Annotated in this window: 19 protein-coding genes and 1 pseudogene; 12 read left to right on the top strand and 8 right to left on the bottom strand. The window is 68.9% G+C overall.

Features of this window, described 5'->3' with window-relative positions; translation table 11 throughout:
- Nucleotides 1–118: 118 nt before the first annotated feature.
- Both ACFWPH_RS03760 and ACFWPH_RS03755 read right to left on the bottom strand, forming a co-directional pair.
- On the bottom strand, nucleotides 119–958 hold the full coding sequence (locus tag ACFWPH_RS03760) for a glutamate ABC transporter substrate-binding protein (protein ID WP_378747919.1): 840 nt from the start codon (nucleotides 956–958) through the stop codon (nucleotides 119–121).
- 99 nt (nucleotides 959–1,057) lie between these two features.
- Entirely contained in the window at nucleotides 1,058–1,786 is a 729-nt protein-coding gene (locus tag ACFWPH_RS03755; protein ID WP_378748235.1) for an amino acid ABC transporter ATP-binding protein, read from the bottom strand.
- A gap of 774 nt (nucleotides 1,787–2,560) precedes the next feature.
- Between ACFWPH_RS03755 and miaB the strand changes: the two genes are divergently transcribed.
- The gene (miaB, locus tag ACFWPH_RS03750; RefSeq protein ID WP_378747918.1) at nucleotides 2,561–4,114 is read left to right on the top strand and encodes a tRNA (N6-isopentenyl adenosine(37)-C2)-methylthiotransferase MiaB; all 1,554 of its coding nucleotides are present in this window, start codon (nucleotides 2,561–2,563) and stop codon (nucleotides 4,112–4,114) included.
- Nucleotides 4,111–4,818, top strand: a complete 708-nt coding sequence (locus tag ACFWPH_RS03745) for a hypothetical protein (protein WP_378747917.1) — start codon at nucleotides 4,111–4,113, stop codon at nucleotides 4,816–4,818. The genes miaB and ACFWPH_RS03745 overlap by 4 nt, the downstream gene beginning before the upstream one ends.
- A 54-nt stretch (nucleotides 4,819–4,872) precedes the next feature.
- Here ACFWPH_RS03745 and ACFWPH_RS03740 read toward each other — a convergent pair whose 3' ends face one another.
- A complete protein-coding gene (locus tag ACFWPH_RS03740) occupies nucleotides 4,873–6,261 on the bottom strand; it encodes a DUF349 domain-containing protein (RefSeq protein ID WP_280417028.1) in 1,389 nt (462 codons plus the stop codon).
- Nucleotides 6,262–6,626: 365 nt separating this feature from the next.
- Here ACFWPH_RS03740 and ACFWPH_RS03735 point away from each other — a divergent pair, with 365 nt between their 5' ends.
- From ACFWPH_RS03735 to ACFWPH_RS03705, 7 genes and pseudogenes are all read left to right on the top strand, one after another.
- On the top strand, nucleotides 6,627–7,403 hold the full coding sequence (locus ACFWPH_RS03735) for a hypothetical protein (protein ID WP_378747916.1): 777 nt from the start codon (nucleotides 6,627–6,629) through the stop codon (nucleotides 7,401–7,403).
- Nucleotides 7,400–8,311, top strand: a pseudogene (gene miaA / locus ACFWPH_RS03730) (tRNA (adenosine(37)-N6)-dimethylallyltransferase MiaA); the annotation flags it as partial. The gene ACFWPH_RS03735 and the pseudogene miaA, both read left to right, overlap by 4 nt.
- A 272-nt stretch (nucleotides 8,312–8,583) precedes the next feature.
- Nucleotides 8,584–9,420, top strand: coding sequence for a TrmH family RNA methyltransferase (locus tag ACFWPH_RS03725; RefSeq protein ID WP_378747915.1), 837 nt, complete (start codon nucleotides 8,584–8,586; stop codon nucleotides 9,418–9,420).
- 40 nt (nucleotides 9,421–9,460) lie between these two features.
- The gene (gene dapF, locus ACFWPH_RS03720; RefSeq protein ID WP_378747914.1) at nucleotides 9,461–10,366 is read left to right on the top strand and encodes a diaminopimelate epimerase; all 906 of its coding nucleotides are present in this window, start codon (nucleotides 9,461–9,463) and stop codon (nucleotides 10,364–10,366) included.
- A 59-nt stretch (nucleotides 10,367–10,425) separates the two neighbouring features.
- A complete protein-coding gene (hflX, locus tag ACFWPH_RS03715) occupies nucleotides 10,426–11,988 on the top strand; it encodes a GTPase HflX (RefSeq protein WP_378747912.1) in 1,563 nt (520 codons plus the stop codon).
- Nucleotides 11,989–12,100: 112 nt separating this feature from the next.
- On the top strand, nucleotides 12,101–13,000 hold the full coding sequence (locus ACFWPH_RS03710; protein WP_378747911.1) for a lysophospholipid acyltransferase family protein: 900 nt from the start codon (nucleotides 12,101–12,103) through the stop codon (nucleotides 12,998–13,000).
- A gap of 168 nt (nucleotides 13,001–13,168) precedes the next feature.
- Entirely contained in the window at nucleotides 13,169–14,314 is a 1,146-nt protein-coding gene (locus tag ACFWPH_RS03705) for an acyl-CoA dehydrogenase family protein (protein ID WP_378747909.1), read from the top strand.
- 415 nt (nucleotides 14,315–14,729) lie between these two features.
- Here the strand turns inward: ACFWPH_RS03705 and ACFWPH_RS03700 are convergent, their stop codons facing one another.
- Both ACFWPH_RS03700 and ACFWPH_RS03695 read right to left on the bottom strand, forming a co-directional pair.
- On the bottom strand, nucleotides 14,730–15,815 hold the full coding sequence (locus ACFWPH_RS03700) for a diacylglycerol kinase (RefSeq protein WP_378747908.1): 1,086 nt from the start codon (nucleotides 15,813–15,815) through the stop codon (nucleotides 14,730–14,732).
- A gap of 9 nt (nucleotides 15,816–15,824) precedes the next feature.
- Nucleotides 15,825–16,616 carry an SDR family oxidoreductase gene (locus ACFWPH_RS03695; RefSeq protein ID WP_280460580.1) on the bottom strand — a complete coding sequence of 264 codons (792 nt, stop codon included), beginning with the start codon at nucleotides 16,614–16,616 and terminating at the stop codon, nucleotides 15,825–15,827.
- A 112-nt stretch (nucleotides 16,617–16,728) separates the two neighbouring features.
- On the opposite strand from ACFWPH_RS03695, the gene ACFWPH_RS03690 reads away from it, so the two are divergent.
- Nucleotides 16,729–17,628: a helix-turn-helix domain-containing protein gene (locus ACFWPH_RS03690; RefSeq protein ID WP_378747906.1), complete on the top strand. Its 900-nt coding sequence runs from the start codon at nucleotides 16,729–16,731 to the stop codon at nucleotides 17,626–17,628.
- 148 nt (nucleotides 17,629–17,776) lie between these two features.
- Here the strand turns inward: ACFWPH_RS03690 and ACFWPH_RS03685 are convergent, their stop codons facing one another.
- Both ACFWPH_RS03685 and lexA read right to left on the bottom strand, forming a co-directional pair.
- A complete protein-coding gene (locus ACFWPH_RS03685) occupies nucleotides 17,777–18,487 on the bottom strand; it encodes a histone deacetylase (protein ID WP_378747905.1) in 711 nt (236 codons plus the stop codon).
- A 152-nt stretch (nucleotides 18,488–18,639) separates the two neighbouring features.
- On the bottom strand, nucleotides 18,640–19,389 hold the full coding sequence (gene lexA / locus ACFWPH_RS03680) for a transcriptional repressor LexA (RefSeq protein ID WP_378747903.1): 750 nt from the start codon (nucleotides 19,387–19,389) through the stop codon (nucleotides 18,640–18,642).
- 263 nt (nucleotides 19,390–19,652) lie between these two features.
- Between lexA and ACFWPH_RS03675 the strand changes: the two genes are divergently transcribed.
- Both ACFWPH_RS03675 and nrdR read left to right on the top strand, forming a co-directional pair.
- Nucleotides 19,653–20,108: a hypothetical protein gene (locus ACFWPH_RS03675; RefSeq protein ID WP_378747902.1), complete on the top strand. Its 456-nt coding sequence runs from the start codon at nucleotides 19,653–19,655 to the stop codon at nucleotides 20,106–20,108.
- Nucleotides 20,109–20,310: 202 nt separating this feature from the next.
- Nucleotides 20,311–20,778: a transcriptional regulator NrdR gene (nrdR, locus tag ACFWPH_RS03670; RefSeq protein WP_378748234.1), complete on the top strand. Its 468-nt coding sequence runs from the start codon at nucleotides 20,311–20,313 to the stop codon at nucleotides 20,776–20,778.
- 428 nt (nucleotides 20,779–21,206) lie between these two features.
- On the opposite strand, the gene hrpA is transcribed toward nrdR, so the two are convergent.
- Entirely contained in the window at nucleotides 21,207–25,496 is a 4,290-nt protein-coding gene (gene hrpA / locus ACFWPH_RS03665; RefSeq protein ID WP_378747901.1) for an ATP-dependent RNA helicase HrpA, read from the bottom strand.
- Nucleotides 25,497–25,612: the final 116 nt, after the last annotated feature.

Here is a 25,612-nt window from a genome sequence, read left to right as displayed (position 1 = left end):
AGGGGGGGTGTCGCAACCAAAAACAAAATAAAACGGGGGGGGTGCGCTCTTCGGGGGGGGGGGAGGGGCGGGGGTGGGGGGGCGGGGCGTTCCCCTCCCCGCCCCGCCGATGTAGTGATCAGTACCGGTCCACCTGCGGTGCCTCCGGGGTTTCGTAGCTGGCGGCCTTGCCGACCGATTCCTGGAACGCGGTGTCCCAGGCGCCCGAGCTGATCATTTCCTCGATCGCGTCGTTGATCTTGTCGCGGGTTTCCTGATCGCCCTTCTTCACACCGATCCCGTAGTTCTCGGTGGTGAACTTCTCACCCACGACCTTGTACTTGCCGGGTGCCTGCGAGGCGTAGCCGGCCAGGATGATGTCATCGGTGGTCATCGCCGCCACCGCGCCGCTGTTCAGGCCTTCCAGGCACAGCGAGTAGGTGTCGTAGGTCTGCAGCTGGGTGTCGGGGAACTTCTTCTGGATGTTCTGCGCCGGGGTGGAACCGGTCACCGAGCACACGGTCTTTCCGGCGATACTCTCCGGGCCGGTGATCTCGTTGTTGTCCGCGCGCACCAGCAGGCTCTGCCCGGCCACGTAGTAGGGGCCGGCGAAATCGACCTTCTCCTTACGGGCGTCGGTGATCGAATAGGTGGCGACCACGAAATCGACCTGGCCGTTCTCGATCAGCGTTTCGCGCTGCGCGGACGGTGCTTCCTTGAAGGTGATGGCATCCGGCTGGACACCGAGTTTGGAGGCCACGTATTTGGCCACTTCGACGTCGAAGCCGCTGTAGGTGCCGTCGGTGTTGCGCAAGCCGAGACCGGGCTGGTCGTACTTGATGCCGATGGTGAGCTCGCCCTCCTGGGCGTTCTCCAGGGCGGTCTTATCGCTGCCGCCACCGCAGGCGGCGGTGGTGGCTGCGGTCACGGCCACGGCGACCGCTCCGACCGCGAGGCGGAATGCTCGGTTGATCCTCATCGGGTTTTCCTTCCCTCATCTTCTCGATGGTGCTGTGCTGCCGCGCCGATCGCGCCGGCTGCCACGCTGTGCGCGGAACCGGGCCGGCCATCGTGGCTGTCAGTGGCTGAGTATCTTGCCCAGGAAGTCCTTGGCGCGATCGGACTCGGGTGCACTGAAGAAGGTTTCCGGGTCGGTGTCTTCCACGACCTGGCCGTCGGCCATGAACAGCACGCGGTCGCCGGCGCGGCGCGCGAATCCCATCTCATGGGTGACCACCAGCATGGTCATCCCCTCTTTGGCGAGCGAGACCATCACATCGAGAACCTCGTTGACCATTTCGGGGTCGAGGGCCGAGGTGGGTTCGTCGAACAGCATGACCTTCGGGCTCATCGCCAGGGCACGGGCGATCGCGACCCGCTGCTGCTGGCCCCCGGACAGCTGCGCCGGGTACTTGTCCGCCTGGTCGGCGATACCGACGCGTTTCAGCAGTTCCATCGCCCGTGTGCGGGCGTCTTCTTTTTTGGCCTTGCGCACCTTCATCGGCGCGAGCATGACGTTCTCGACGATCGTCTTGTGCGCGAACAAGTTGAAGGACTGGAAGACCATGCCGACATCGGCGCGCAGGGCGGCCAGACCCCGGCCCTCCGCGGGCAGCGGGATGCCATCGACCCGGATCTCACCGGTGTCGATCGGTTCCAGCCGGTTGATCGTGCGGCACAGTGTCGATTTTCCGGAACCCGAGGGGCCGAGCACGATCACCACTTGCCCGCGGGGCACCTCGAGGTTGATATCGCGCAGAACGTGCAGGGCGCCGAAGTGCTTGTCGACAGCGCGTAGGGAGATCATCGGCGGCGTGGCGGTATCGCCCGCCGCACCTGGCGCGTCGGCGTCGGTGGCGTCGGTCATGCAGATGACCTTAAGCCGAATTTCCGGATTTGCGCGCCTTTCGGCGACACACCCGGCCGCCACACCGACCCGACATACGGCCTTAACCGGACCGCAATCCGCCGTAATCCGTTCGCTCGTCGGCGATTTGCCGCCGGAGCAACCGGCCGGCGCCCCGGACCCGGCCAGTGTGCCCGATAACAGGGAACGGTCCGAGTGCGGGGTGCTTCGCCGGCGACCCGGGCTCCGGAGGGCTCCTCGCCCGATCGACGGATGCCGAGTGATCCAGCCGCGCCCGCACAGCTCCACCTACCCCGTATCGCACCTGAATCGATGGTTCACCTTCCCTGGGTGGGGCCCGCCCGGTTCTGGAGCGACGGAGCGGGTGAGCGAAGCGGAGGAGCGCAGGAGTGAAGAACCGGGCCCGTAAGGGCCCCACCCCTCGAGGCGCGGAGCGCCTCCAAAATTACAGCCCCGCCCCTTCACGGATGGCCTACTCCGAGTCCCGTGGTCAGCGGATGGTCTACTCCGAGTCCCCGTAGTCAACGGATGGTCTATTCCAGGCCTCGTGATCAAGGATGGTCTGCTCCGAGCCCGTGGTCATCCGACCCATCCCACGCCCAGAAGCGGCACCGGACCCAGCGGTGAGCGAAGCGGAGGAGCGCAGGGTTCGACAGCGCCCCCATCCTGCGACGCCGGAGACGGCGCCGAAACGATACCCCGTACCCTGGACGGGTGGATTCGATCGGACAGGTAACGCTTCCTACCAGGGTCGAGCCGGCCGGAACGCGTAGTTACGAGGTCCGCACCTTCGGTTGCCAGATGAACGTGCACGATTCCGAACGCTTGTCCGGCCTGCTCGAGGACGCGGGCTACACACGGGCTGCGCCCGGCGCGCCGGCCGATCTCGTCGTGTTCAATACCTGCGCGGTGCGGGAGAACGCCGATAACAAGCTGTACGGCACGCTCGGTCATCTCGCGCCGGTCAAGGCGTCGCGGCCGGGTATGCAGATCGCCGTCGGCGGCTGTCTGGCCCAGAAGGATCGCGATACGGTGCTGCGCAAGGCGCCGTGGGTCGATGTGGTGTTCGGCACGCACAATCTCGGTTCGCTGCCCGTGCTGCTCGAACGTGCCCGGCACAACGATGCCGCCGAGGTGGAGATCCTGGAATCGCTGGAGGCTTTTCCGTCGACGCTGCCGGCGCGGCGGGAATCGGCGTACGCGGGATGGGTTTCGATCTCCGTCGGATGCAACAACACCTGCACGTTCTGCATCGTGCCGTCGCTGCGCGGTAAGGAGGTCGACCGGCGCCCGGGCGATGTGCTGGCCGAAGTGCAGGCACTGGTGGACCAGGGTGTTCTCGAAGTGACGCTGCTCGGGCAGAACGTCAATTCCTACGGAGCTTCTTTCGCCGACCCCGACCAGCCTCGTGACCGCGGCGCGTTCGCGAAACTGCTGCGGGCGTGCGGGGGTATCGACGGGCTGGAGCGGGTGCGTTTCACCTCGCCGCATCCGGCCGAGTTCACCGACGATGTGATCGAGGCGATGGCCGAGACGCCGAACGTGTGCCCGCAACTGCATATGCCGCTGCAATCGGGTTCGGACCGGGTGCTGAAGTCGATGCGGCGCTCGTACCGGCAGGCCCGCTTCCTCGGCATCATCGACAAGGTGCGGGCGGCGATGCCGCATGCCGCGATCACCACCGATATCATCGTCGGTTTCCCGGGGGAGACCGAGGAAGATTTCCAGCACACCCTCGAGGTCGTGCGGAAAGCCCGGTTCACCAGCGCTTTCACCTTCCAGTATTCGCCGCGTCCGGGAACTCCGGCGGCGGAGATGGCCGATCAGGTGCCCAAACAGGTGGTGCAGGAGCGCTACGACCGGCTCATCGCGCTGCAGGACCAGATCTGCCTGGAGGCCAATCGCGAGCTCGTCGGGACGGAGGTGGAGCTGCTGGTGGCCGACGGTGCCGGGAAGAAGAATGCCGCGACCGCCCGGATGAGCGGACGCGCCCGCGACGGCCGGCTGGTGCATTTCCGGCCCGACGGTGCGGCCGAGCCGATCCGGCCGGGCGATGTGGTCACCGTGGCGGTGACGGGCGCGGCACCGCATCATCTCGTCGCCGACAGTGGGGTCCGCACGCATCGGCGTACCCGTGCCGGTGATGCCCACGAGGCCGGGACCACGCCCAAGACCGCGCCTATCGGGGTGGGTCTCGGGTTGCCGCGGATCGGTGCGCCGGAGCCGGAACCGGTCGGCTCGGGATGCTCCACCGGGTGCGCGGTATGACCCTGCCGGGTGACGACGATCGGGAGCGGGCGGACGAGTCCGGCGCTCCCGGCCCGGTGCCGCCGCCGGCCGGTGACCCGGCGGCGCGAGACGACGAATCAGCCGATGGAAACGAGGATGCAGTGAACCCGGCCGAGACGACCGAGAAGTTCGAGGAGTACCGCGAGGATCTGGACGCGGTGGAACGCCGGATCGCGGGGGAGATCGACCCCGGGGTACGTGCCATGGTGGTGGCGGGCGCAGTGTTCGTCCTGCTGGTATCGCTGGTCCTACCGCACGCCGGCGATGCGCGCGGTTTCGATGTGCTGCTCGGTTCGGAGGTGGCCGGCCTCGAGCACATCGGGCTGCCGTCGCGGATCTTCGTCTGGTTCGCGCTGATATTCGGGATCGGGTTCTCGCTGCTGGCACTGATGACCCGGCGCTGGGCACTCGCGTGGCTGGCCGTGGCCGGTTCGGCGATCGGCAGTGCGTTCGGTGTTTTCTCGATCTGGCATCGGCAGACGCCGGGGATCAACAACTACGTGGGTGCCGGCCCGGGGTTCGGGCTGATCCTGGGCACGCTCGCGATCATGGTGCTGACCTTCCACTGGGTGAAGGTCGTGTGGAGCCGTACCGCGCTGCAGCTCGCGGCGGAGGAACAGCGGCGTATCGCCGCGGCCCGCGATGAGGACCGGGAGTGGCGCCGCCGGCTCGGCGACGACTGAACCCGGCGTGGGGTGGCGTACCGGCGAGTGAGCGCCGGCGCTGCCCGGCGCTACTCAGAGGTTGCTGACCGCGCCCTCCGCGGCTTCGGCCCATTCGCGCCACTGGCGGGCCTGTTCGAGTGCCTTCTCCGCATCGCGGGTCTTGCCCGCGGCGCTGGCCTTCGCGGCCTGCTCTTCGAACTGCGCCACCCGTTCGCGGAATTGCGCGGCCCGGGCCAGCGCCTCCGGATCGGTCCGGCGCCACTGCGCGTCGGCGGCCTGGCGTACCCGCTTTTCCAGTGCCCGCAGCCGGCCTTCCAGGTCGTGCATCCGCTCGCGGGGCACCTTACCGACAGCATCCCAGCGTTCCTGCAGGTCACGCAGTGCCGCCCGGGCGCCTTCGAGATCGGCGTCGGGATCTATCAGCGGTTCGTAGCTGGTGAGTAGTTCTTCTTTCGCGGTCGCGTTATCGGCGAATTCGGCATCGCGTTCGGAGGCCGCGGCATTGCGGGCGGCGAAGAACACGTCCTGGGCGCTCTTGAAACGCCGCCACAGCGCTTCGTCGGCCTCCCGCGGAGCCCGGCCGGCGTTCTTCCATTCGACGAGAAGCTCCCGGAACACCGCGGCCGTCGCCGGCCAATCGGTGGAACCGGACAGTTCCTCGGCGCGGACGCACAGTTCTTCTTTGCGGGTCTTGGCGGCGGCGCGTTCCCGGTCGAGTTCGGCGAAATGGGCGCCGCGGCGACGGTTGAACGCCTCGCGTGCCTTCGAATACCGCCGCCACAATGCATCGTCGACCTTGCGGTCGACGCCGCGGATGGTTTTCCATTCGTCGAGGATTTCGCGCAGCCGGTCACCGGCGGCCTTCCACTGGGTGGATTCTGCGGCGATCTGCTCGGCCTCGGCGGCGAGCGCCTCCTTGCGTTCGGTGTGCTCGTGCCGGGTGCGTTCTTTCTCCTCCTTGGCGTGCGCTGCCGCTTCCTCGGAGTGTTCGGCAATGGCACGCAGGCGGGCGGCCAGCCCCTCGATATCGCCGATGACGGCGGCCGTGGGCAGGGTTTCGGCCAGCGCCAGGGCGGCGGCCTTGGTCTTGCGGGCGTCGGTGCCGGCGGCGAGGCGGGCCTCGAGCAGGGCGACCTCGGTGGCGAGATCGTCGAACCGGCGGCCGAAATGGGCGAGCCCGTCGGCGGCGTTACCGGCCTGCCAGGAACCGACGATCCGTTCCCCGTCGGCGGTCTTCACCCACGCGGTGCCGTCCTCGTCCACCCGGCCCCATCTACTCGGGTCCGTGGTGGTGGGCACCACGACCGGATGCGGATGTTCGGTGGCCGGACCCGCCGGTTTCATTGCCGCGGGCGACGGGTGCGGCTCGCCGGGTTTGGGACGGTTACCGGGCTTGGGAGCGGGCGACGGGCGACCGGCGGTGCCGGGGCCGGGTTTGGCGGTTCCGTTGCTGTGGGTCATTGCTCCTCGTCCCTGCCGCGCGTCACGGCTGCCTGGTTTACGCGCTGCGCATTATGGCTATGCTCTGCTCATTCTGGCTACGCCCGCTCGATCTGGCCACATCCGCCGCTCGGTACGGCCCGCGCGGGCGTGATGCCGGTCGGTCGTCCGCCTGTTGTTCGCGCTCCGGGCCGCCACTGCGCCGAACCGGCGCATACGGCCCGACCTGCGGATCCGGACCGACCGGTACCACTTCCGGATACCTCGCACCCTAGCAATTACCACCCGGTTTCCGGGAGAGACACTCATACCCGTCCCCTGGCCGCGGTCGCGCCGGAGCGACCGAGCGCAGCCCAGCTGTACGGGCACGGGCTACGGTTGACGTCGTGTTCTGTCTTGCGGCTCTCATCCCCTCGCCGCCGGTTCTGGTTCCCGAACTGTGCGGTGGCGCGGCGCCTGCCGGTGGGGCGGGCCCGGTGTCCCCGGGAGAACCTGCCGTGGCGGCGTTGCGGGCTGCCGTTCTCGCCGTCGGACGGGAGCTGGCCGAGGTCGCGTCACAGTGGACGGTGCTGGGATCCGGCGCGGCCGATCAGGCCTACGACTCCGGTGTCACGGGCACGTTCCGGGGCTTCGGCCCGGAGGTGACGGTATCGCTGGGCGGGCCGCCCGAGACATCCGGGCCGGATCCCGATCTGCCGCTGGCGGTGCTCATCGCCGGCTGGCTACGCGGCGCGGTGGCGCCGGATGCGCTGGTCCGGGCACAGTTGCTGGCAGCCGGCAGTTCGCCGGCGCGCTGTGCCGAGGCCGGTGCCAAATTGCGGGCCGAACTCGATGCCGTGGACGAACCGCGGGGCGTCCTGGTCGTCGCGGACGGCGCCGCGACCTTGTCTACGGCCGCGCCCGGCTATTTCGACCCCCGCGCCGAGGCGGTACAGGCCGGAGTGGAGCAGGCCCTGGCCTTGGGTGACCGGGCCGCGCTGCTCGCTCTGGATCCCGCGCTGTGTGCCGAGCTGATGCTGTCCGGACGGGTCGCCTACCAGGCGCTGGCGGGGTTGTTCGCCGGTGACCCCGAACCGCCGGTGGCTGCCGAGCGGTACCGGGACGCGCCCTACGGGGTCGGCTACTACGCCGGGCTGTGGCGACCGGGCGGGGCAGGCCGGTGACCGAGACCGTGCGTCCGGTCGCGGTGGTCGGACCGACCGCCACCGGGAAATCGGATCTCGCGCTCGAGTTGGCCGAACGGCTCGACGGCGAAATCGTCAATATCGACGCCATGCAGCTGTACCGGGGAATGGATATCGGGACCGCGAAACTTCCGCCGGATCAGCGCCGCGGCATCCCGCATCACCAGCTCGACGTGCTCGAGGTGACCGAAACCGCGACGGTCGCCGCGTACCAGGCGACCGCCTCGGCCGATATCGAGGCGATCATGTCGCGCGGGCGGCTGCCGATCATCGTGGGCGGTTCGATGATGTACGTCCAGGCTCTGATGGACCAGTGGGAGTTCCCGGCCACCGATCCACAGGTGCGGGCCAGATGGGAGGAATTGCTGGCCGAGGGGGGTGTCGCCGCGGTGCACGCGGCGTTGCGGCAGGCGGATCCGGCCGCCGCGGCCACCATTCTGCCCACCGACGGTCGCCGGATGGTGCGCGCGCTGGAGGTCGTCGAACTGACCGGCAAACCGTTCGCGGCGTCCGCACCGGCGGTCGGAGAACCGCGCTGGGGCACCCGGATTCTGGGCGTGGATCGTGAGACCGCCGAGCTGGACACGCGGATTGCCCAACGGACGGCGTCGATGTTCGATGCGGGGCTGGTAGAGGAGGTGCGTGGGCTGATCGGCCGCGGTTTGCGGGAGGGGCAGACCGCGCGCCGTGCGATCGGTTACGCCCAGGTGCTGGCCTTCCTGGATGAGGAGTACGACCTGGACGCGGCCCGGGAACGGACCTTCATCGGTACTCGCCGCTATGTGCGGCGGCAGCGCTCCTGGTTCCGCCGGGATCACCGGGTGCGCTGGGTGGATGCGGCGAACCCGGCCGCCACCGAGATCGCGCTATCGCTGCTGGAAGACTCTACGGGCCCCAATACGGTGCGCCCAAGCGCAGGCGCAGTCGCCGACGTGGGATCCGGCACGGTTTCCGACGCCCGCTCCGCCGCGGCGCCCGGCGCGCACAGTGTTGCTGCCTCCCCGGTGCGCGACGCGGCTGCCCCGCTGGCGCGCGATCCTGGTGCGCCGACGGCGTTCGATCCCGATGTCGCGCCGGCGCCCGGCCCGAACGAGCCGCCGATGCACGATCCCACGGGATCCCCGGCGGAGGAATCCACAGCGAAGGAGTCGACCCGGCCGTGACCCGGCAGATACACAGCCGCAATGCCGCCGTCCAGGTGTGGACGGCCTATCTGGACAACCGGGCCACCCGGAATCGGGACGGCCGGTTCCTGGTGCACGGGGTCCGGCCGATCACGCAGGCCCTGGCCTGCGACTGGCCGCTGGAAACCCTGCTGTACCGGCTGGGCGACGATCCCGGATTGTCCTCGTGGGCGCGCGATGTTCTCGACAGCAGTCCGGTATCGGCGGTCGGGCTGGCGCCGGAGCTGATGGCGGAATTGGGGGAGAAGAGCGCAGGCGCTCCCGAACTGGTCGCGGTCGCCGAGCAGGTCCCCGCCGATCTGGCCGGCTACGAGGCCGGCGACCCTGGTGAAGCTCCGGTTGTCGTCGTCTTCGATCGGCCGAATTCGCCGGGCAACCTCGGCACTCTTATCCGCTCTGCCGATGCGTTCGGTGCCTCGGCGGTGGTGGTCAGCGGGCACGGCGCCGACCAGTACGACCCGCGCTGTGTCCGCGCGTCCACCGGTTCGCTGTTCTCGATGCCGGTGTTCCGGGTGGCGGGTCCGGCCGATGTGCTCGCATTCCGGGACCGGCAGGTCGAGCGAGGGATACCGACGCGGATCGTGGGTACCGACGAGCGCGGCGACCGCGCCGTCTTCGATCAGGATCTGATCGATGCCACGATCCTGGTGCTCGGCAATGAGACCAGCGGTATGAGCGCCGCCTGGTCGGCGGCCTGCGACGATACGGTCAACATTCCGATGGGCGGCACCGCCAGTTCGCTGGGTGCGCCGTCGGCCGCGGCGGTGGCGCTGTACGAAATTTCCCGGCAGCGCCGGACGTTTGCCAAATGACAATCGAGGAGAACCGACCGACGTGCACGGAGGCGAAGACGTGAGCACCCGCAACGGGGAAGCCGTCGAATTCACCAAGGGGCACGGCACCCAGAACGATTTCGTGGTGCTGCCCGACCCGCAGGTGCGGCTGGACCTCACCCCGGCCCGGGTGGCCGCGCTGTGTGACCGGCGTCGTGGGCTCGGCGCCGACGGTGTGCTGCGGGTCGCGACCGCCGGCCGGTTGCACGCGGCCGGTGTGCTGGCGGAACTGCCCGCGGGGGTGGGCCCGGACGATTGGTTCATGGATTACCGCAACGCCGACGGGTCGGTAGCCGAGATGTGCGGTAACGGAGTGCGTGTTTTCGCGCACTATCTCGTGTGGCGCGGGCTGGCCGAGGGTGAGCGTTTCGTGGTGGGCAGCCGGGCGGGCGCGCGCCCGGTCGTCGTGCACAGCGCCGGTGCGGTGCTCGGCGAGGTGACGGTGGATATGGGCGCGCTGCGGGTCCTCGGGAAATCGACGGCCACGCTGGCCGGTTGGGGTTACGGGGGACTGGGTGTGGATGTCGGTAATCCGCATCTCGCCTGCGTCGACAGCTCACTGACGGCCGAATCACTGGCCGAACTGGATCTCACAGCGCCCCCCGGATACGACCCGGATATGTTCCCGCGGGGAGTCAATATCGAGATCCTGACCGGGCTCGATACCGGTGGCGGTGTCGATATGCGGGTGTACGAGCGGGGCGTCGGCGAGACCCGGTCCTGCGGTACCGGCACGGTCGCGGCGGCAGCGGCGGCGCTGGCAGCGGACGGTTTCGATCTGGCCACGGGCGGCGGCGAGGTCACCGTCCGGGTTCCCGGCGGGGAGGTCCGGGTGGGTGTCCGCGAGGGTGCGGCGTGGTTGCGTGGCCCGTCGGAACTGGTGGCGAGCGGCGAGCTGGCCGCGGACTGGTGGGATGCGCAGTAAGCCCCCTACCGGGAAATTCGAATGCGCCGACCAGCGCAGGGTGGCAGCATGGAAGGTGTATGAGAAGCACTGACACGTCCGGGACCGGCGAATGGTCCCATGCAGCGTTCGACGCGGAATCCGCCGGATACGATCCGGATGATTCCGGGGACGCTGTCGATATCAGCGTCGCGGGTCACGACGGCGGTGACGCCGCGCCCGGTCGCCGGGACGGCTGGACAGCCGATCCCACCACCGGTGAACTCCAACTGGAGGATCGCAGCGCGCTACGGCGTATTGCCGGTCTGTCCACCGAGCTCACCGATATCACCGAGGTCGAGTACCGGCAGCTGCGCCTGGAACGCGTGGTACTGGTCGGGGTCTGGACCGAGGGCAGCGCCGCGAGCGCGGATGCGAGCATGGCCGAACTGGCCCGGCTCGCCGAAACCGCGGGATCCGAGGTGCTCGAGGCGCTCATCCAGCGCCGTGATCGCCCCGACCCGGCCACCTATATCGGTTCCGGTAAGGCCGAGGAGTTGCGCGCGGTGGTGTTGTCCACCGGCGCGGATACCGTCATCTGTGACGGTGAGCTCACACCCGCTCAGCTGACCGCGCTGGAGAAGGTCGTCAAGGTCAAGGTGGTCGATCGGACCGCGTTGATTCTCGATATCTTCGCCCAGCACGCCACCTCACGCGAAGGTAAGGCGCAGGTCGCGCTGGCCCAGATGGAGTACATGCTGCCGCGGCTGCGCGGCTGGGGTGAGTCCATGTCACGGCAGGCGGGCGGCCGGGCCGGTAGTAACGGCGGTGTGGGTCTGCGTGGTCCCGGTGAGACCAAGATCGAGACCGATCGCCGCCGGATCCGGGAACGGATGGCCAAACTGCGCCGCGAGATCCGCGAGATGAAAACCGCCCGCGACACCAAACGCGCGCGTCGCACATCGAGCGGGGTACCGGCCGTGGCGATCGTGGGCTACACCAACGCCGGTAAATCGAGTCTGATGAACGCGCTGACCGGCTCCGGGGTACTGGTGCAGGACGCGCTGTTCGCCACGCTGGATCCGACCACGCGCCGGGCACAGCTCGAGGACGGCCGCGAGGTGGTGTTCACCGATACCGTCGGATTCGTCCGGCATCTGCCGACCCAGCTGGTCGAGGCATTCCGCTCCACGCTGGAGGAAGTCACCGGCGCCGATCTGCTGCTGCATGTGGTGGACGGTTCCGATGCGCTGCCGGTCGAGCAGATCAAGGCGGTACGCGAGGTCGTCACCGATGTGGTACGCGAATCGGGTCTGCCGGCGCCACCGGAGCTGCTCGTGGTGAACAAGATCGACGAGATCGATCCGCTGGAGCTGACCCGGCTGCGCGGGCTGCTGCCGGATGCCGAATTCGTTTCCGTGCACAAGGATCTCGGTATCGACCGGCTGCGGACGCGGCTGGGCGAGGTCCTCGGCGGCCTGGATGTGGAAGTGAGCGTCTTGCTTCCGTACAGCCGCGGCGATCTGCTGGCCCGGATCCACGCCGACGGCCGGATCTCGCAGTCCGAGCACACCGAGCACGGCACCCGGGTACAGGCGCGGGTACCGCGTGCGCTCGCCGCCGCGCTGTCCGATTACGCGCATGTGGGCGCCGCGGAAACGTGAGGGTTACCTGCGCGCTGATTTCTTGTCCCGGAGTGTGGTACTTCGCATAACCGGGTGTGAATACCGCTGATGTCGATTCACAATCAATATCGATCGACTTCAGGAGGGATTCATGGGGAACACGGGCGAACGCTCCACAGCCGGACGGGACCGGCAGCACGATGATGCGGTACTGCCGCGGCTCAGCGACGGGGCGCCGTTGACGGTCGACCTCGGCGGCGTCGATCTCCGTTTCCTGGAGGCGCTGCTGGCGCCGGTGCGGGCCTGGAGCGATCCCCGGTTCTTCGGATTGCCGAATATCCCCGAGTCCGGGCCGGTGCTGCTGGTCGCGAACCACAATTTGCTCGGCTTGATCGACGCTCCGCTGCTGCTGCCGGAGGTCCTGCGGCGGCGGGGCAGGCTGATCCGCGGGCTCGCCGAGAATGTGCTGATCCGCGTTCCGGGCGTGCGGCATATGCTGCACCACTACGGTTCGGTGCGCGGTACCCGGGAGAACTGCCGGACGCTGCTCGAACACGGCGAAGCGGTGATCGTCTTCCCCGGCGGCGGCCGCGAGGCGATCCGCCGCAAGGGGGAGAAGTACACGCTGCGCTGGGAAGGTCGCACCGGATTCGCCCGGATGGCGATCGAATGCGGGGCCCCGATCCTGCCGGTGGCGATGATCGGGATCGATGACGCCTACGACATCCTCGCCGACAAGGACGACCTGCTGTTGCGGCCACTGCGGCGGGTGGTCGAGGCGCTCGGTATCCACGCCGAACTCACCCCGCCGCTGGTGCGCGGGCTGGGGCCCACCGCCATCCCGCGCCCCGAGCGCTTCTATTTCTCGGTCGGTACCGCGATCGATCCGCAGCCGTGGCGGGAGGCGCACGATCTCGACGAGGCCGCGCAGCAGTTGTCGCTCACGGTGCAGAAGGCCGTACGCGAGGAACTGACCTTCCTGCTCGGCGAACGCGACCGTGACCGCGGCCGCACGCTCGCCGGGCGGCTGCGCGAGCTGCTCCCGGTCTGAGCGCCGCACCCGCCGTGGGTGAATGGTACGGCGGAGCGGAGATCGGACACGGAGCAGGAACACCAGCGAATTCCAGGAGCGAAGTAAACAACCATTCGCACTCCGGGTACGGTGGATCACAGCGACGGGCCGGTGCGGCCCCGTCGGAGTGTTCACTAGGAGGTAGGTGTGGAGCGCACACTGTTCGAACCCGAGCACGACCTGTTCCGGGAGTCGTACCGCAAGTTTCTCGAGACGCATGTGGCGCCCTTCCACGACCAGTGGGCGGAGCAGGGCGCCGTGGACCGTTCCGTCTGGCTGGAAGCCGGCAAACAAGGCTTTCTCGGTATGGCTATGCCGGAAGAGTACGGCGGCGGCGGGGTGAAGGATTTCCGCTACAACTCGATCATCACCGAGGAGACGGTGCGCGGACAGTACTCCGGCCTCGGTTTCTCGCTGCACAACGATGTCATCGCTCCGTATCTGCTGGAACTGGCCAACGAGGAGCAGAAGAAGCGCTGGCTGCCCAAGTTCTGTTCCGGTGAGCTCATCACCGCTATCGCGATGACCGAACCGGGCACCGGTTCGGACCTGCAGGGCATCAAGACCCGCGCGGTCCGCGACGGTGACGACTGGGTGCTCAACGGTGCGAAAACCTTCATCACCAACGGCATCCACTCCGATATCGTCATCGTGGTCGCGCAGACCGACCCGGAGAAGGGCGCCCAGGGCTTCAGCCTGCTGGTGGTCGAGCGCGGTATGCCGGGCTTCGAACGCGGGCGCAACCTGGACAAGCTCGGCCTGAAGGCGCAGGACACCGCCGAACTCAGCTTCACCGATGTCCGGGTGCCCGCCGCGAACCTCCTGGGTCAGGAGGGGATGGGCTTCATCCACCTGATGCAGAACCTGCCGCAGGAGCGGCTCTCGATCGCGGTCATGGCGGCCGCGGCGATGGAAGCCTGCCTGGATATGACCTGCCAGTACGTCCGTGACCGCAAGGCCTTCGGCAAACCGATCGGCGCGCTGCAGAACACCCGCTTCGTGCTGGCCGAGCTGGCCACCAAGACCACCGCGGTGCGGGTGCTGGTGGACCGCTGCATCACCGAGCTGAACGCGGGCACGCTGTCGGTCGAGGACGCGGCCATGGCCAAGTGGTGGAGCACCGAGGAGCAGGTCGCCCTGATCGATCGCTGCCTGCAGCTGCACGGCGGGTACGGCTATATGCGCGAGTACCCGATCGCCCAGGCCTACCTGGATGCGCGCGTGCAGACCATCTACGGCGGCACCACCGAGATCATGAAAGAGATCATCGGGCGCAGCCTGAAACTCTCCTGACCGGATCCGGGTAACGCACCGCAATTCGGGGTGAATACACCGAGGGGCAAGGTATCCGCGGATCCTTGCCCCTCGCCGTATCGCCGGCGCCGTGCGCCCGGACCTGGTGCCGGGTCACGCTGCGCACCGGCTCATTTCGCTTCGGTGCTGATAACCGCGGCCGGCGCGGCCCTGCGGCCACCGGGTCACCGGCCGCCGGTGACATTCCGGATCGCAGCCAACCACTCGGAGCCGGTCGAGGTGCGATGAGAGTCCGGGTGGGTGGGACCCGCTCAATCGAATCCGGTAGGTCGAAGTCCCAGGTGGCTCGGGGCGGAGGACGGCGCGGCCGGAGCAAACGGCGCTGTGTCAATGGGCATTGCCACGGCGGGTGGGTATGCCATCTGCGATGTGCCCACCCGCCGTGCGGGTCGAATCATGAACTGGGAGTGTTCATTTCCCGGCCGGGGCCGGTGACCAGGGGGAGATCCAGGGTGGTCCGGATACCCGGTGCCGCCGCCACCACCGCGGGAATCGCATTGACCACGCGCATCGCCGTGGCCACGAGCCCGGCATGGTTGTGGTCGCCGTGATCGCTGGCCAGGCAGATATCCATGCGGTAGTGCGGTTCACCGGTGATCTCCACCCGGTAGGACCCGCCCTCCTGCGCCGGCTGCGGCCAGTCCGGGGCCAGGTCGGCGCGCAGCCGGGTGACGTGTTCGAGCACCGTGACCACCTCGTCACCGACCATCCCGCGAACCTCGAACCGCAGCCCGGCGGTGGTGCCGGCCGAGATCGCGCCCGCCGCGATCTCGAAATCCTCCGGCGCGGGAATCCTTTGGTGGGTTTCGGTGACGCTGTCCAATTCCACCCCGAGACCCGCCGCCAACTGCCGCACCACGCTGCCCCAGGCGAGCGACAGCACCCCGGGCTGGAGCAGCATGGGCGTTTCGTCCAGGGATTTCCCGAACCCCATGATGTCGAACATCACGGCCGCGTTGTCGTAGGTGGCGTAGTCGACGATCTCCATACAGCGGATCCGGTCGACCCGGCGGCAGGTACCCGCGAGCGCCAGGGGCAGGAGATCATTGGCGAACCCGGGATCGATCCCGTTGACGAACAGCGAGGCGCCGCCCGCCGCCGCGGCCTCCTCGACGGGGCGCAGCAGGTCCTCCGGCAGGACTTTCCACGGGTACTGCAGGAACACCGGCGCGCTGGCCACGACATCGATACCCGCCGACAGAATCGTCCGCAGATCGCCGAGAGCCTCCATGAGCCGGTTATCGGTCATGGCGGTGTAGACCACCACATCGGGTTTCGCGGCGAGCAGCGCCGCCGTATCGATGGTCGCCGATATGCCGGTCCGGATCTCGAGGCCGGCGAGCTCACCGGCGTCGCGACCCTCCTTTTCGCTGCTGGAAACTCGAACGCCGACGAGCTCGAGCCGTGGGTCGCCGATGATGCCGGCCAGGGCGTGCCTGCCGACATTGCCGGTGCCCCAGTGCACGACGCGATAGGTCATGAGGTCACCTCACAGATCCGGGATCGGCATATCGAGATTCGGAGCGATCAGTCCGCCGTCGGTTTCGATCACCTTGCCGGTCAGGTACCCGCCGGCGGGGGAGGCCAGGAACAGGGCGGTGGCAGCGATATCGGCCGGATCGCCGATCCGCCCCAGCGGGGTTGCCTTCTCCAGTGCACCGCGCAGATTGTCGTCGTCGGCGACAACCTTCAACGACGAGGTCGAGATGGAACCGGGGGCGATGGCGTTGACCCGGATACGCGGGCACAGATCCATCGCGGACAGCCGGGTGTAGTGGGCGAGCGCGGCCTTCGCGGTGCCGTAGGCAGCGAAGGCCCGGCCCGGCAGGCGGCCCATGGTCGAGGTGATATTGATGATCGAACCGCCGTCGGCGGTATCGAGCATGATCGGTACGGCAGCCCGGATCAGGGCATGCGCGTTGGCGACATTGAACTCGAATGCTTCCGTCATGGTGTCCGGGGAGGTGTCGAGCAGGGGTTTGGGCATCGCGCCGCCGACATTGTTCACCACGATATCGAGCCGGCCGAATTCTGCCGCCGCGGTACCGGCCAACGCGGCGCAGGCGTCGGCGTCGGAGAGATCGGCCACCACGGTATGGGCTCGCCGGCCGAGGTCGCGGATCTGCCCGGCGACCGCGTTCAGATCCGTTTCGGTGCGGGCGGCGATCACCACGTCCGCACCGGCCTCGGCGAAGCCCAGCGCGATCGCGGCGCCCAGACCGCGTCCGGCGCCGGTGACGATCGCGACTCGGTCGTCGAGCCGGAACCTGTCCAGAATCATGGTCTCCTCCTGAAGTGTCTACTACACTGATGACGACTATTCGACAATCTGATACCGAATAGTCGATGCAGTGTAGGGCTCACCCGGGCCGGCGACAAGGGAGTGGATCGAGATGGCGGCTTCGGGATCTCCGCCCACCCGGCGGGTCGTGGCGGTGGTCGAACTGCTCGCGGAGTCACCGCGAGCGCTCACGGTAACCGAGATCGTGGATCGGCTCTCGCTGGCGCGGGCGACGGTCACGGCCGTACTCACCGAACTGTGCGCGGCGCAGTGGGCGACCCGTGATGCGAGCCTGGCGTACCGCCCGGGACCGGCCCTGTCCCGTCTGGCCGGCACCGAAGCCGTCGAGGCGGGCGGGGCTGTCGGCGCGGAACTCGCCGCACTGGCGGAGGCGGCCGGATGCGGGGCGACACTGAGCCGGATCGCCGGCGACCGGCTCACCATCGTCGCGAAACACTATGCGGGCGAGACGATCGTGCCGGGCCTGTCGGTGGGGCAGTCGATTCCGCTGGCATACCCCGCCGGGGCGGCGGTGATGCCATGGCGGTCGACCGATGAACGGGAACGATGGTTGCGCTCGGCGGCCGGCCGCGAGGGCGCCCGGGATCTGCTCTACTTCGTCACCACCCACGGATTCGCGATGTTCCGGCCGAAGGACGACGATGCCGGGCTGGTCGACGTGCTCACCGAACTGTTCGGCGCGCTCGGCGCCGAACTCCTGCAGCCGGCCCTGCGCGCGAAACTGCTGCGCCAGCTTTCCCGGCTGACCTCGCGGGCATACACCACAGCCGATATCGTGACCCCCCGGTCGCTTCCGGTCAGCTACGTCTCCGCGCCGGTGTTCCGCGGCGACGAGGTCCCGTACGAAGTCCAGTTCGGCCCGTTGCGCGCAGAGGTGGGTCCGGCCGACCGGGAGCGCTATGCGCAGCTCATCAAGGTGGGAGCCCAGGCGATCTCGGTGGCGCTGGAAGCGCGCGAGCAAACCGGCCCGGGGCTCGACCGGTCACCGTGAGGGGCCCGTGGCCGCGCCCGACCGGTTCTGTAGAAGTCGTGCCGGGTGCCGGCCCCGGCCTCTGCGGCGATGCGCCACAGCTCCTCGCGCCGTTCGAGCGACGGTGCGCGCGGAGCCGGTTCCGGGGCGGCGGAACCGGCCGGCTCGTTCAGTCGTCGCTGAGTAGTTCGGCGACCATGCGCGGGGTCCAATACCCCGCCGCGCCCGGGCGGGTGGAGAGATAGGCGGCCGTATCGGCATCGCACCAGCGGTGCGCCGCGCGCAGGCCGATGGCGATCCGGCGCAGATAGGCCGGTGCCGGCGGATTTCCGGGCAGGTCGCGCCAGCGCCGATCGGCAGTGCACGTCACGATCGGCACACCCTCGTAAGAACCGGGGCACACAAGGGTTTCGTAGCGGCCGGGGCCGAACCGCGTCCGGCCGGTGCGCAGTGCCTCGGTGAGATCCAGATCGGTTCCGGGCGACCGGTACATCTCCTGCGCAGCGATATCGCTGAACTGGGCGCGGGTGAGCAGGTAGGCGCGAGCAGCTGTTTCGGCGGGCGTTACAGGATCGTAGAAGGCCCGGCCGCCGGTCCAGATCGCCGATTCGGTGGCGAAATAGAGGACTCCGGGGAGAACGATTCCGATCGACCGGGCGGGCGGCGTACGGTCCCGGCAACCGTGAATCGGCGGCCGGCCGGAACCGTCCGCACTCGATACCGTGCCGGGCGTAGCCAGTGCGCCGTCCGGGGTGTCACCGACGAGGTAACAGGCCAGGCGGTCCGGGTCCGCATTCGACCCGTAGGCCGCGTACCACACCAGGCCGGTGTCCTCGGTGCTGCAGCGTGGGCGCGCTACCGGAATGCTGTTGCCGGCCATCCGAGTTCACCCCGTTCCGTTGCCGACCGCGCCCGGTGCTCCGCATGCCCGGAGCGCGCCGGTCACAAGCCGGGCCTTGCCGTCTGAGCGGGAAGGTGCCGCGACCACATCCCTCCGGGTGATTCGCGGCGACCGCGCAGGGGTATCGGTGCTCAGATCTTGCGGATCACCGTGACGACCTTGCCGAGGATGCGCGCGTCGTTACCCGGGATCGGTTCGAACAACGGGTTGTGCGGCATCAGCCAGACATCCTCACCGCTGCGTTTGAACGTTTTGACCGTGGCCTCCCCGTCGAGCATGGCGGCGACGATATCGCCGTTATCGGCCACGTTCTGCTGGCGCACGACCACCCAGTCGCCGTCGCAGATCGCGGCGTCGACCATGGACTCGCCGACCACCTTCAACAGGAACAGCGAGCCGTCGCCGACGAGTTCGCGGGGTAGTGGGAACACGTCCTCCACCGCCTGTTCGGCCAGGATCGGGCCACCGGCGGCGATCCGCCCGAGGACCGGTACGTAGGTGGGGACGGGCTGATCGGCGTTGCCGTCCTCGGTGGCCGGGACCGCAGCCGCTCCCACCGCGGTATCGGCGGGCGCCAAGGTGGTGACCGAACGGACGGCTTCGTCCATACCGCGGACATCCACGGCGCGCGGACGATTGGGGTCGCGGCGTAGATAGCCCTTGCGTTCCAGGGTGCGCAACTGGTGGGCGACCGAGGAGGTGGAGTTCAACCCCACCGCGTCCCCGATCTCGCGGATGCTGGGCGGGTAGCCGCGCAGGCTCACCGAGGAACGGATCACGTCGAGCACTTTGCGCTGACGCACGGTGAGATCCGCCCCGGTTGCCGCCGGCTCGGGACCGGCGCCGGTCCCGGCCCCGTCACCCGTGTCTGATTGGCTCACCACAACCGCCCTTTCTCGTCGGTCTCCGCGTCCGCTGGACCCGCGCCCGGCGGGCGGATCCGCTCCGTACGTACCCGAAGTTCATACCGTGCAGTGAATCTAGTCCGACCGCTGCGATCTATCAAACATCTGTTCGAGGTATGTCCGGCGTTGCTACTGACATCATCCCCCTTTGCATGGTAGAAATCGAACATCAGTTCGTCGAACATTTGATCGAATAACCGCCCGAGGTTCCGCGAGCGACCAGCACGGAGGTCCATCCGATGAACACTGCGATCAGCGTGACCGGCACCGGTGCGTGGGAAGACGCCACCACCCGAACGGCACTCGTTCCCCTACCGCCGACGGAGACCGGTAGTTGCCGTCCGGGCGAGGGCGAGTCACCGGTGCGGGTCCCGCACCCCGGCCGCACGTCCCGGCCCTGCGCCGCGGTCGCGCGGCCGGGGGCACGGCCCGGCGGTCGCGCGCCCGCCGCCCTGCGGCCCGACCCCGCCGCCCGGGGTCGGGCCGGCTCGCGGGAACCCGCCGAACTCGTCCAGCGCGCCCGTGCCGGGTTCGCGGCGACGGCGGTGACGGCCCTGCTCACCGCCGCGGTGGTGGCGGGCTTCCTGGCACTCGCCCATCTGCGTGCCCCCGAGCCGCCACCGGCCCCGGAACTGCCCGGAATTCCGGCCGTGGCGGTGCCCGCGGCGCCCGGTGGTGCGGCCGGAGTCCGGTAGGTCGTGCACCCGTCCGCGCGCCGTCCCGGGGTGAGGGAGAGCGCGGCACACCCCGTGCCGGTATTCTCGATGTGTTATGCAGATGAGCCGGTGCCTGGCACCGGCCCTCCCGGTGCCGGGCAGCCACCCGGTGCCAGCGCTCGCCGGACCCGCGACCGCCGCCGGTTCGGCCGCGAGCGTTCGCAGCGACGAAGGACCCCGGATGCACTGCCCGTACTGCCGACACCCCGACTCCCGGGTCGTCGACTCGCGACTGGCCGACGAGGGCGCCGCCATTCGCCGCAGACGGGCATGCCCGGAATGCGGCCGCCGATTCACCACCGTGGAAACGGCGATTCTCTCCGTGGTCAAACGCAGCGGAGTCACCGAACCCTTCAGCCGCGAGAAGGTTATTCGCGGTGTGCGCCGTGCCTGTCAGGGCCGCGAGGTCGACGACGACGCACTGAATCTGCTGGCCCAGCAGGTCGAGGACGCCGTCCGGGCCAAGGGATCGCCCGAGGTGCCGAGCCATGAGGTCGGGCTGGCGATACTCGGGCCGCTACGCGAACTGGACGAGGTGGCGTATCTGCGCTTCGCCTCGGTGTATCGATCGTTCACCTCAGCCGAGGATTTCGAACGCGAGATCCAGGAGATACGCGAGGCGCGTGCGGCGGTCGCCGCGAGCGACTGATCCGGTACCGCCGGGCGGCCGGCCCGGAGCGCGCCGGTGACCGGCTCGCCTTTGACCGGCGCGCCCTCTCGTTCCCGTCAGCGCACCCGCCGCGCCACAGCCATCCACCCAGGAACGCGGTCCCACCGGTCCGGCCCGGCAGGATCGTCCGCCGCATCGGCATTCGTCGGAGTCCGTTCAGGGCCTTCGTTCCCATAGCAAAAACCGGAGCGGCACAGTGGTCATGTGGCCGCCGACGCCGGACCCGTTCGGCGATGGGCAGAACTCGTTCGGCCGTGGACCGTGGTCTCGGCCCGGCGCTGCCCACCGCATGCCGTGGGCGCGGGAAACCGGCCCCAGGTCGATCGGCGATGTGCCGTGCGCGTCGGCCGGGCGCGGACGGGCGAACGACGTGTGCGTCGTCGTCTCGGCTGCGGCGGTGCTCGCCTTCAGCGCCGGGCGGCGTCTGCTGCCTTCTGTATCCGTTTGACCGACACCGGATACGGCGTCCCGAGTTTTTGCGCGAACAGGCTCACCCGCAATTCCTGGAGCATCCACCAGACCTCGGTCACCGCGGGCAACCGGCGCCGCGATTCCGGAGAACCGGCGATCAGGCGATCGTAGACGGCAGCCGCAGCATCCATTTCCGCCATGGCCCGGCGGTCGCGGTCGGCCGAACCGGGCAGCGCCGCGAGCCGGGCGGTGGCGCCTCGGAGGTAGCGGGGCAGTTCCCGCAACCGCGCCGGACCCCACTCCGAAACGAAACCGTCGAAAACCAGTTCCGCCAGCTGCTCTCGCACATCGTCGGCGATATCGGATTCCCGGACCCCCGGCAGGGCGGCCGAAACCTCGTGCGCCGCGGCGAGTACCGGGACCACCAGGCGGATTATCCGGGCCACCACGTCGTTGAACTTCGGCCGGATCCCCGCCACGAGCCGGTCGAACCGCTCCGGGTCGCGGACCGGTCCGCCGGCGGCGGTGATGAGCTGATCGGCGGCCGCCGCGCGGCAATCCTCCACCAGCGCCTCGACCGACCCGTACGGATTCTGGCTCAGCACCAACCGGTCCGCCGGTGACAGGCCGGCGGTCACCGCACGGGTGGACGTCGGGATCGCGGCCAGCGCCAGTGCCCGCGTTCCGGCGCGCATGGCCCGGGCCTGTTCGCCCGGTGTTTTGAGCACCCGGACCGCGACACCGCCGGTTTCCGGCACCAGCGCGGGATAGCCGGTGACCGGCTGGCCGGCGACCTCCCGGCGCACCGTCGCGGGCAGGGTGCCCAGCGATTCCGATGTCCACACCGTGGCAGCGGCCCGTTCGTCTCCGGCCGTTGCCGCCGCCACCGACGCCGAAACCTGGTCGGACAGCCGGGTTCTGAGCTCGGCCAGGCTCTTGCTTGTATCCAGGACCCGGCCGTCGGTGTCGACGGCGGCGAAGGTCATGCGCAGATGGGCGGGGAGCGCGGCGGGGTTCAGATCGGCCGGGGCAATGGGGATACCCGCCAGCCGGGTGAGCTCGCGGGCCAATCCGGTGCGCAACGGTTCGGCGCGGGCAGTGAGCGCGGACAGCGCGGCGTTGGCGAAATCCGGGGCGGGCACCACCGTCCGCCGCAACTGCTTGGGCAGGGATTTGATGAGCGCCGCGGCCAGCTCCGCCCGCATCCCGGGCACCAGCCAGTCGAAGCCGACCGCCCGGACATGGGCCAGCTGCGCGACCGGAATCCGTACCGTCACACCGTCGTCGGCCTGCCCCGGCTCGAACTGGTAGGTGAGCGGGAACGATAGTTCGCCCTGACGCCAGGTGTCCGGGAAAGCGGCCGGGTCCAGCCGGTCGGCGCCCTCGTTGACCACGGCGTCGGTGGTGAAATCGAGTTGGTGCGGGTCGCTGCGCCGGGCAGCCTTCCACCACGTGTCGAAATGCCGGACCGAAACGATATCGGCCGGTATCCGCTGATCGTAGAAATCGAACAGCACCTCGTCGTCGACGAGGATATCGCGGCGCCGGGCCCGGTGCTCCAGATCGGCGATATCGTCGAGCAGGGCGCGGTTGCGGTGGAAGAACTCGTGCCGGGTCTGCCATTCGCCCTGGACCAGGGCGTGGCGCAGGAACAGTTCCCGGGTGGTTTCCGGGTCGATCCGGCCGTAATCGACGAGCCGTCCGCTGACCAGCGGAACCCCGTAGAGCGTTACACGTTCGTAGGCGCGGGCGGTGCCGCGCCGCGACGACCAATGCGGTTCGGAATAGTGGCGTTTCACCAGGTTCCCGGCGAGCCGTTCGGCCCACTCGGGTTCGATCCGGGCCGCCATCCGCCCCCACAGCCGGGAGGTTTCCACCAGTTCCGCCGCCATCACCCAGCGCGGCGGTTTCTTGGCCAGCCCGGATCCCGGGAAGATCATGAACTTGGCGTTGCGCGCACCGAGGAACTCCCGGGATTCGGCCTCGCGGACACCGATATGCGACAGCATGCCCGATAGCAGCGCCTGATGGATCGACGTCGAATCCCACGGATCGGTATCGGGTGTCATCTCGTCGAGCGGCCGCGGGCCGGACGGGAGGGGATGAGCGGTACCGGTATCGCGGCCGCCCGCTGTGCGCTCCGGTTTCCTGGTGTGGCGACCCCGTCGCCGGGAATCTGTGGCCCGGTCGGAGGTTTCCGCCGCGGTGGGGCGCTGCGCCGGCACGGATTCGGCCGAGCCGTTGTGCAGCGACCAGCCCATACCCTTGGTGATGGTGCGCAACTGGCCGTAGAGATCCTGCCACTCCCGGATCCGCAGATAGTGCAGGAACTCCTCCCGGCACATCCGCCGGAACCGGTTGGCCGACAGAGCCTGTCGCTGACCGTTGAGGTACTCCCACAGCCGCAGATACGCCAGGAAATCCGAGTTCGGCACACTGAACCGGGCGTGTGCGGTATCGGCGGCCTGCTGCTGATCGGCCGGCCGTTCGCGGACATCCTGGATCGACAGCGCGGCCACGATCACCAGCACATCGGCCAGGCAGCCGGTGCGGTGCGCCTCGACGAGCATGCGGCCCATCCGGGGATCCACCGGCAGCCGGGCCATCTCCCGCCCGGTCGCGGTGAGTGTATGCCCCGATGCCGGACCACCCGGACGTGTGTGGCGCCGACCCTGCCGGGACATCGTGGAGTCCGCTTCCGGTCCGGCGGATCCGGCCGGCTCCTCCGGTCCGGTGGGCTCGGCGGTGGACCGAATACCGGCGCCCGATCGGTCGGTGGAGCTCGAGCCGTCCCCGGCGCGCGAGTCCGGCGAGCCGGCCGCCCGCGATTCCGCTGTCCGGCCGACCAGGGCGCCGAGTTCCTCGAGCAGTGCGACACCGTCGCGGACCGCCCTGCTGTCCGGCGCCTCGACGAACGGGAATCGTTCGATATCGCCGAGGCCGAGCGAAGTCATCTGCAGAATGACCGCGGCGAGATTGGTGCGCAGGATCTCCGGGTCCGTGAACGCCGGGCGCGCGTCGAAATCGTCCTCGGAGTACAGGCGGATGCAGATACCGTCGGCCACCCGGCCGCAGCGACCCGACCGCTGCCGCGCCGAGGCCTGGGAAATCGGTTCGATCGGCAGCCGCTGTACCTTGGTCCGCATCGAGTACCGGGAGATCCGCGCGGTGCCGGGGTCGACGACGTAGCGGATTCCCGGAACGGTCAACGACGTCTCGGCGACATTCGTTGCCAGGACCACCCGGCGTCCGGTATGTGGTGCGAAGACGCGGTGCTGTTCGGCTGCCGACAGCCGCGCATACAGCGGCAGGATCTCGGTGCGGGGGAGTTTCAGATCGGTGAGGGCGTCGGCGGTATCGCGGATCTCCCGTTCGCCGGACAGGAATACCAGCACATCGCCGTCGCCTTCGGCGAACAGTTCGACCACGGCATCGCAGATGGCATCGACCGGGTCGCGGTCCACCGCCCGGTCCTCGTCGTCGTCGGTATCGGCCGCGACCGGCAGCGCCAGCGGCCGGTACCGGAGCTCGACGGGATACGACCGGCCCGATACCTCGACGATCGGTGCCGGATCACCCGCTTCGTCCGCGAAATGCCGGGCGAACAACTCCGGGTCGATGGTGGCCGACGTGATGATGATCTTCAGATCCGGCCGGCGCGGCAGCAGCTGTTTCAGATAACCGAGCAGGAAGTCGATATTGAGACTGCGCTCATGGGCCTCATCGATGATGATCGTGTCGTAGGCCCACAGCATGCGGTCGCGCTGTATCTCCGCGAGCAGGATTCCGTCGGTCATCAGTTTGACCAGGGTGTGCTCGGCCGCCTGATCGGTGAACCGCACCGTATAGCCGACCGCGTCACCCAGTTCGGTATCCAGCTCCGTGGCGATCCGCTCCGCGACCGTACGGGCCGCCAGCCGGCGCGGCTGGGTATGCCCGATTGCACCGCGGATACCCCGGCCCAATTCGAGGCAGATCTTCGGGATCTGCGTGGTTTTACCGGACCCGGTCTCGCCGGCGACGACCACTACCTGGTTGGCGGCGATGGCGGCGGCGATATCGGCGCGCCGCGCCGTCACCGGGAGTTGCTCCGGGTAGGTGATCGCGGGTAGCGCCGTGCGCCGGGCGGCGACGCGTTGTTCGGCGGCACCGATCTCGGATTCGATCCGGGCGAGGTCCCCGCCGCGTACCCGGTCGAGCTGTTTGCGCAGCCGGTGTTCGTCGCGGAGGGTGAGTGAGGCCAACCGGGTACGAAGCTCCCGGTGAGTGACGGCAGTCCTGGTCATTGCGACAACCAGCGTAACGAAACCCCGGGCGGCCACCGGCGGCGGTCGCGGCGGGGCGCCACGCGATCGACGGCCGGACGGACTGCGCCACCGTGCGGCGCACGCTCCCGGGGCGC

Source organism: Nocardia sp. NPDC058499 (genome assembly GCF_042719915.1).
Lineage (GTDB): Bacteria > Actinomycetota > Actinomycetes > Mycobacteriales > Mycobacteriaceae > Nocardia.
The sequence above is the reverse complement of the archived record's forward strand: the minus strand, read 5'-3'. Positions and strand labels throughout refer to the sequence as shown.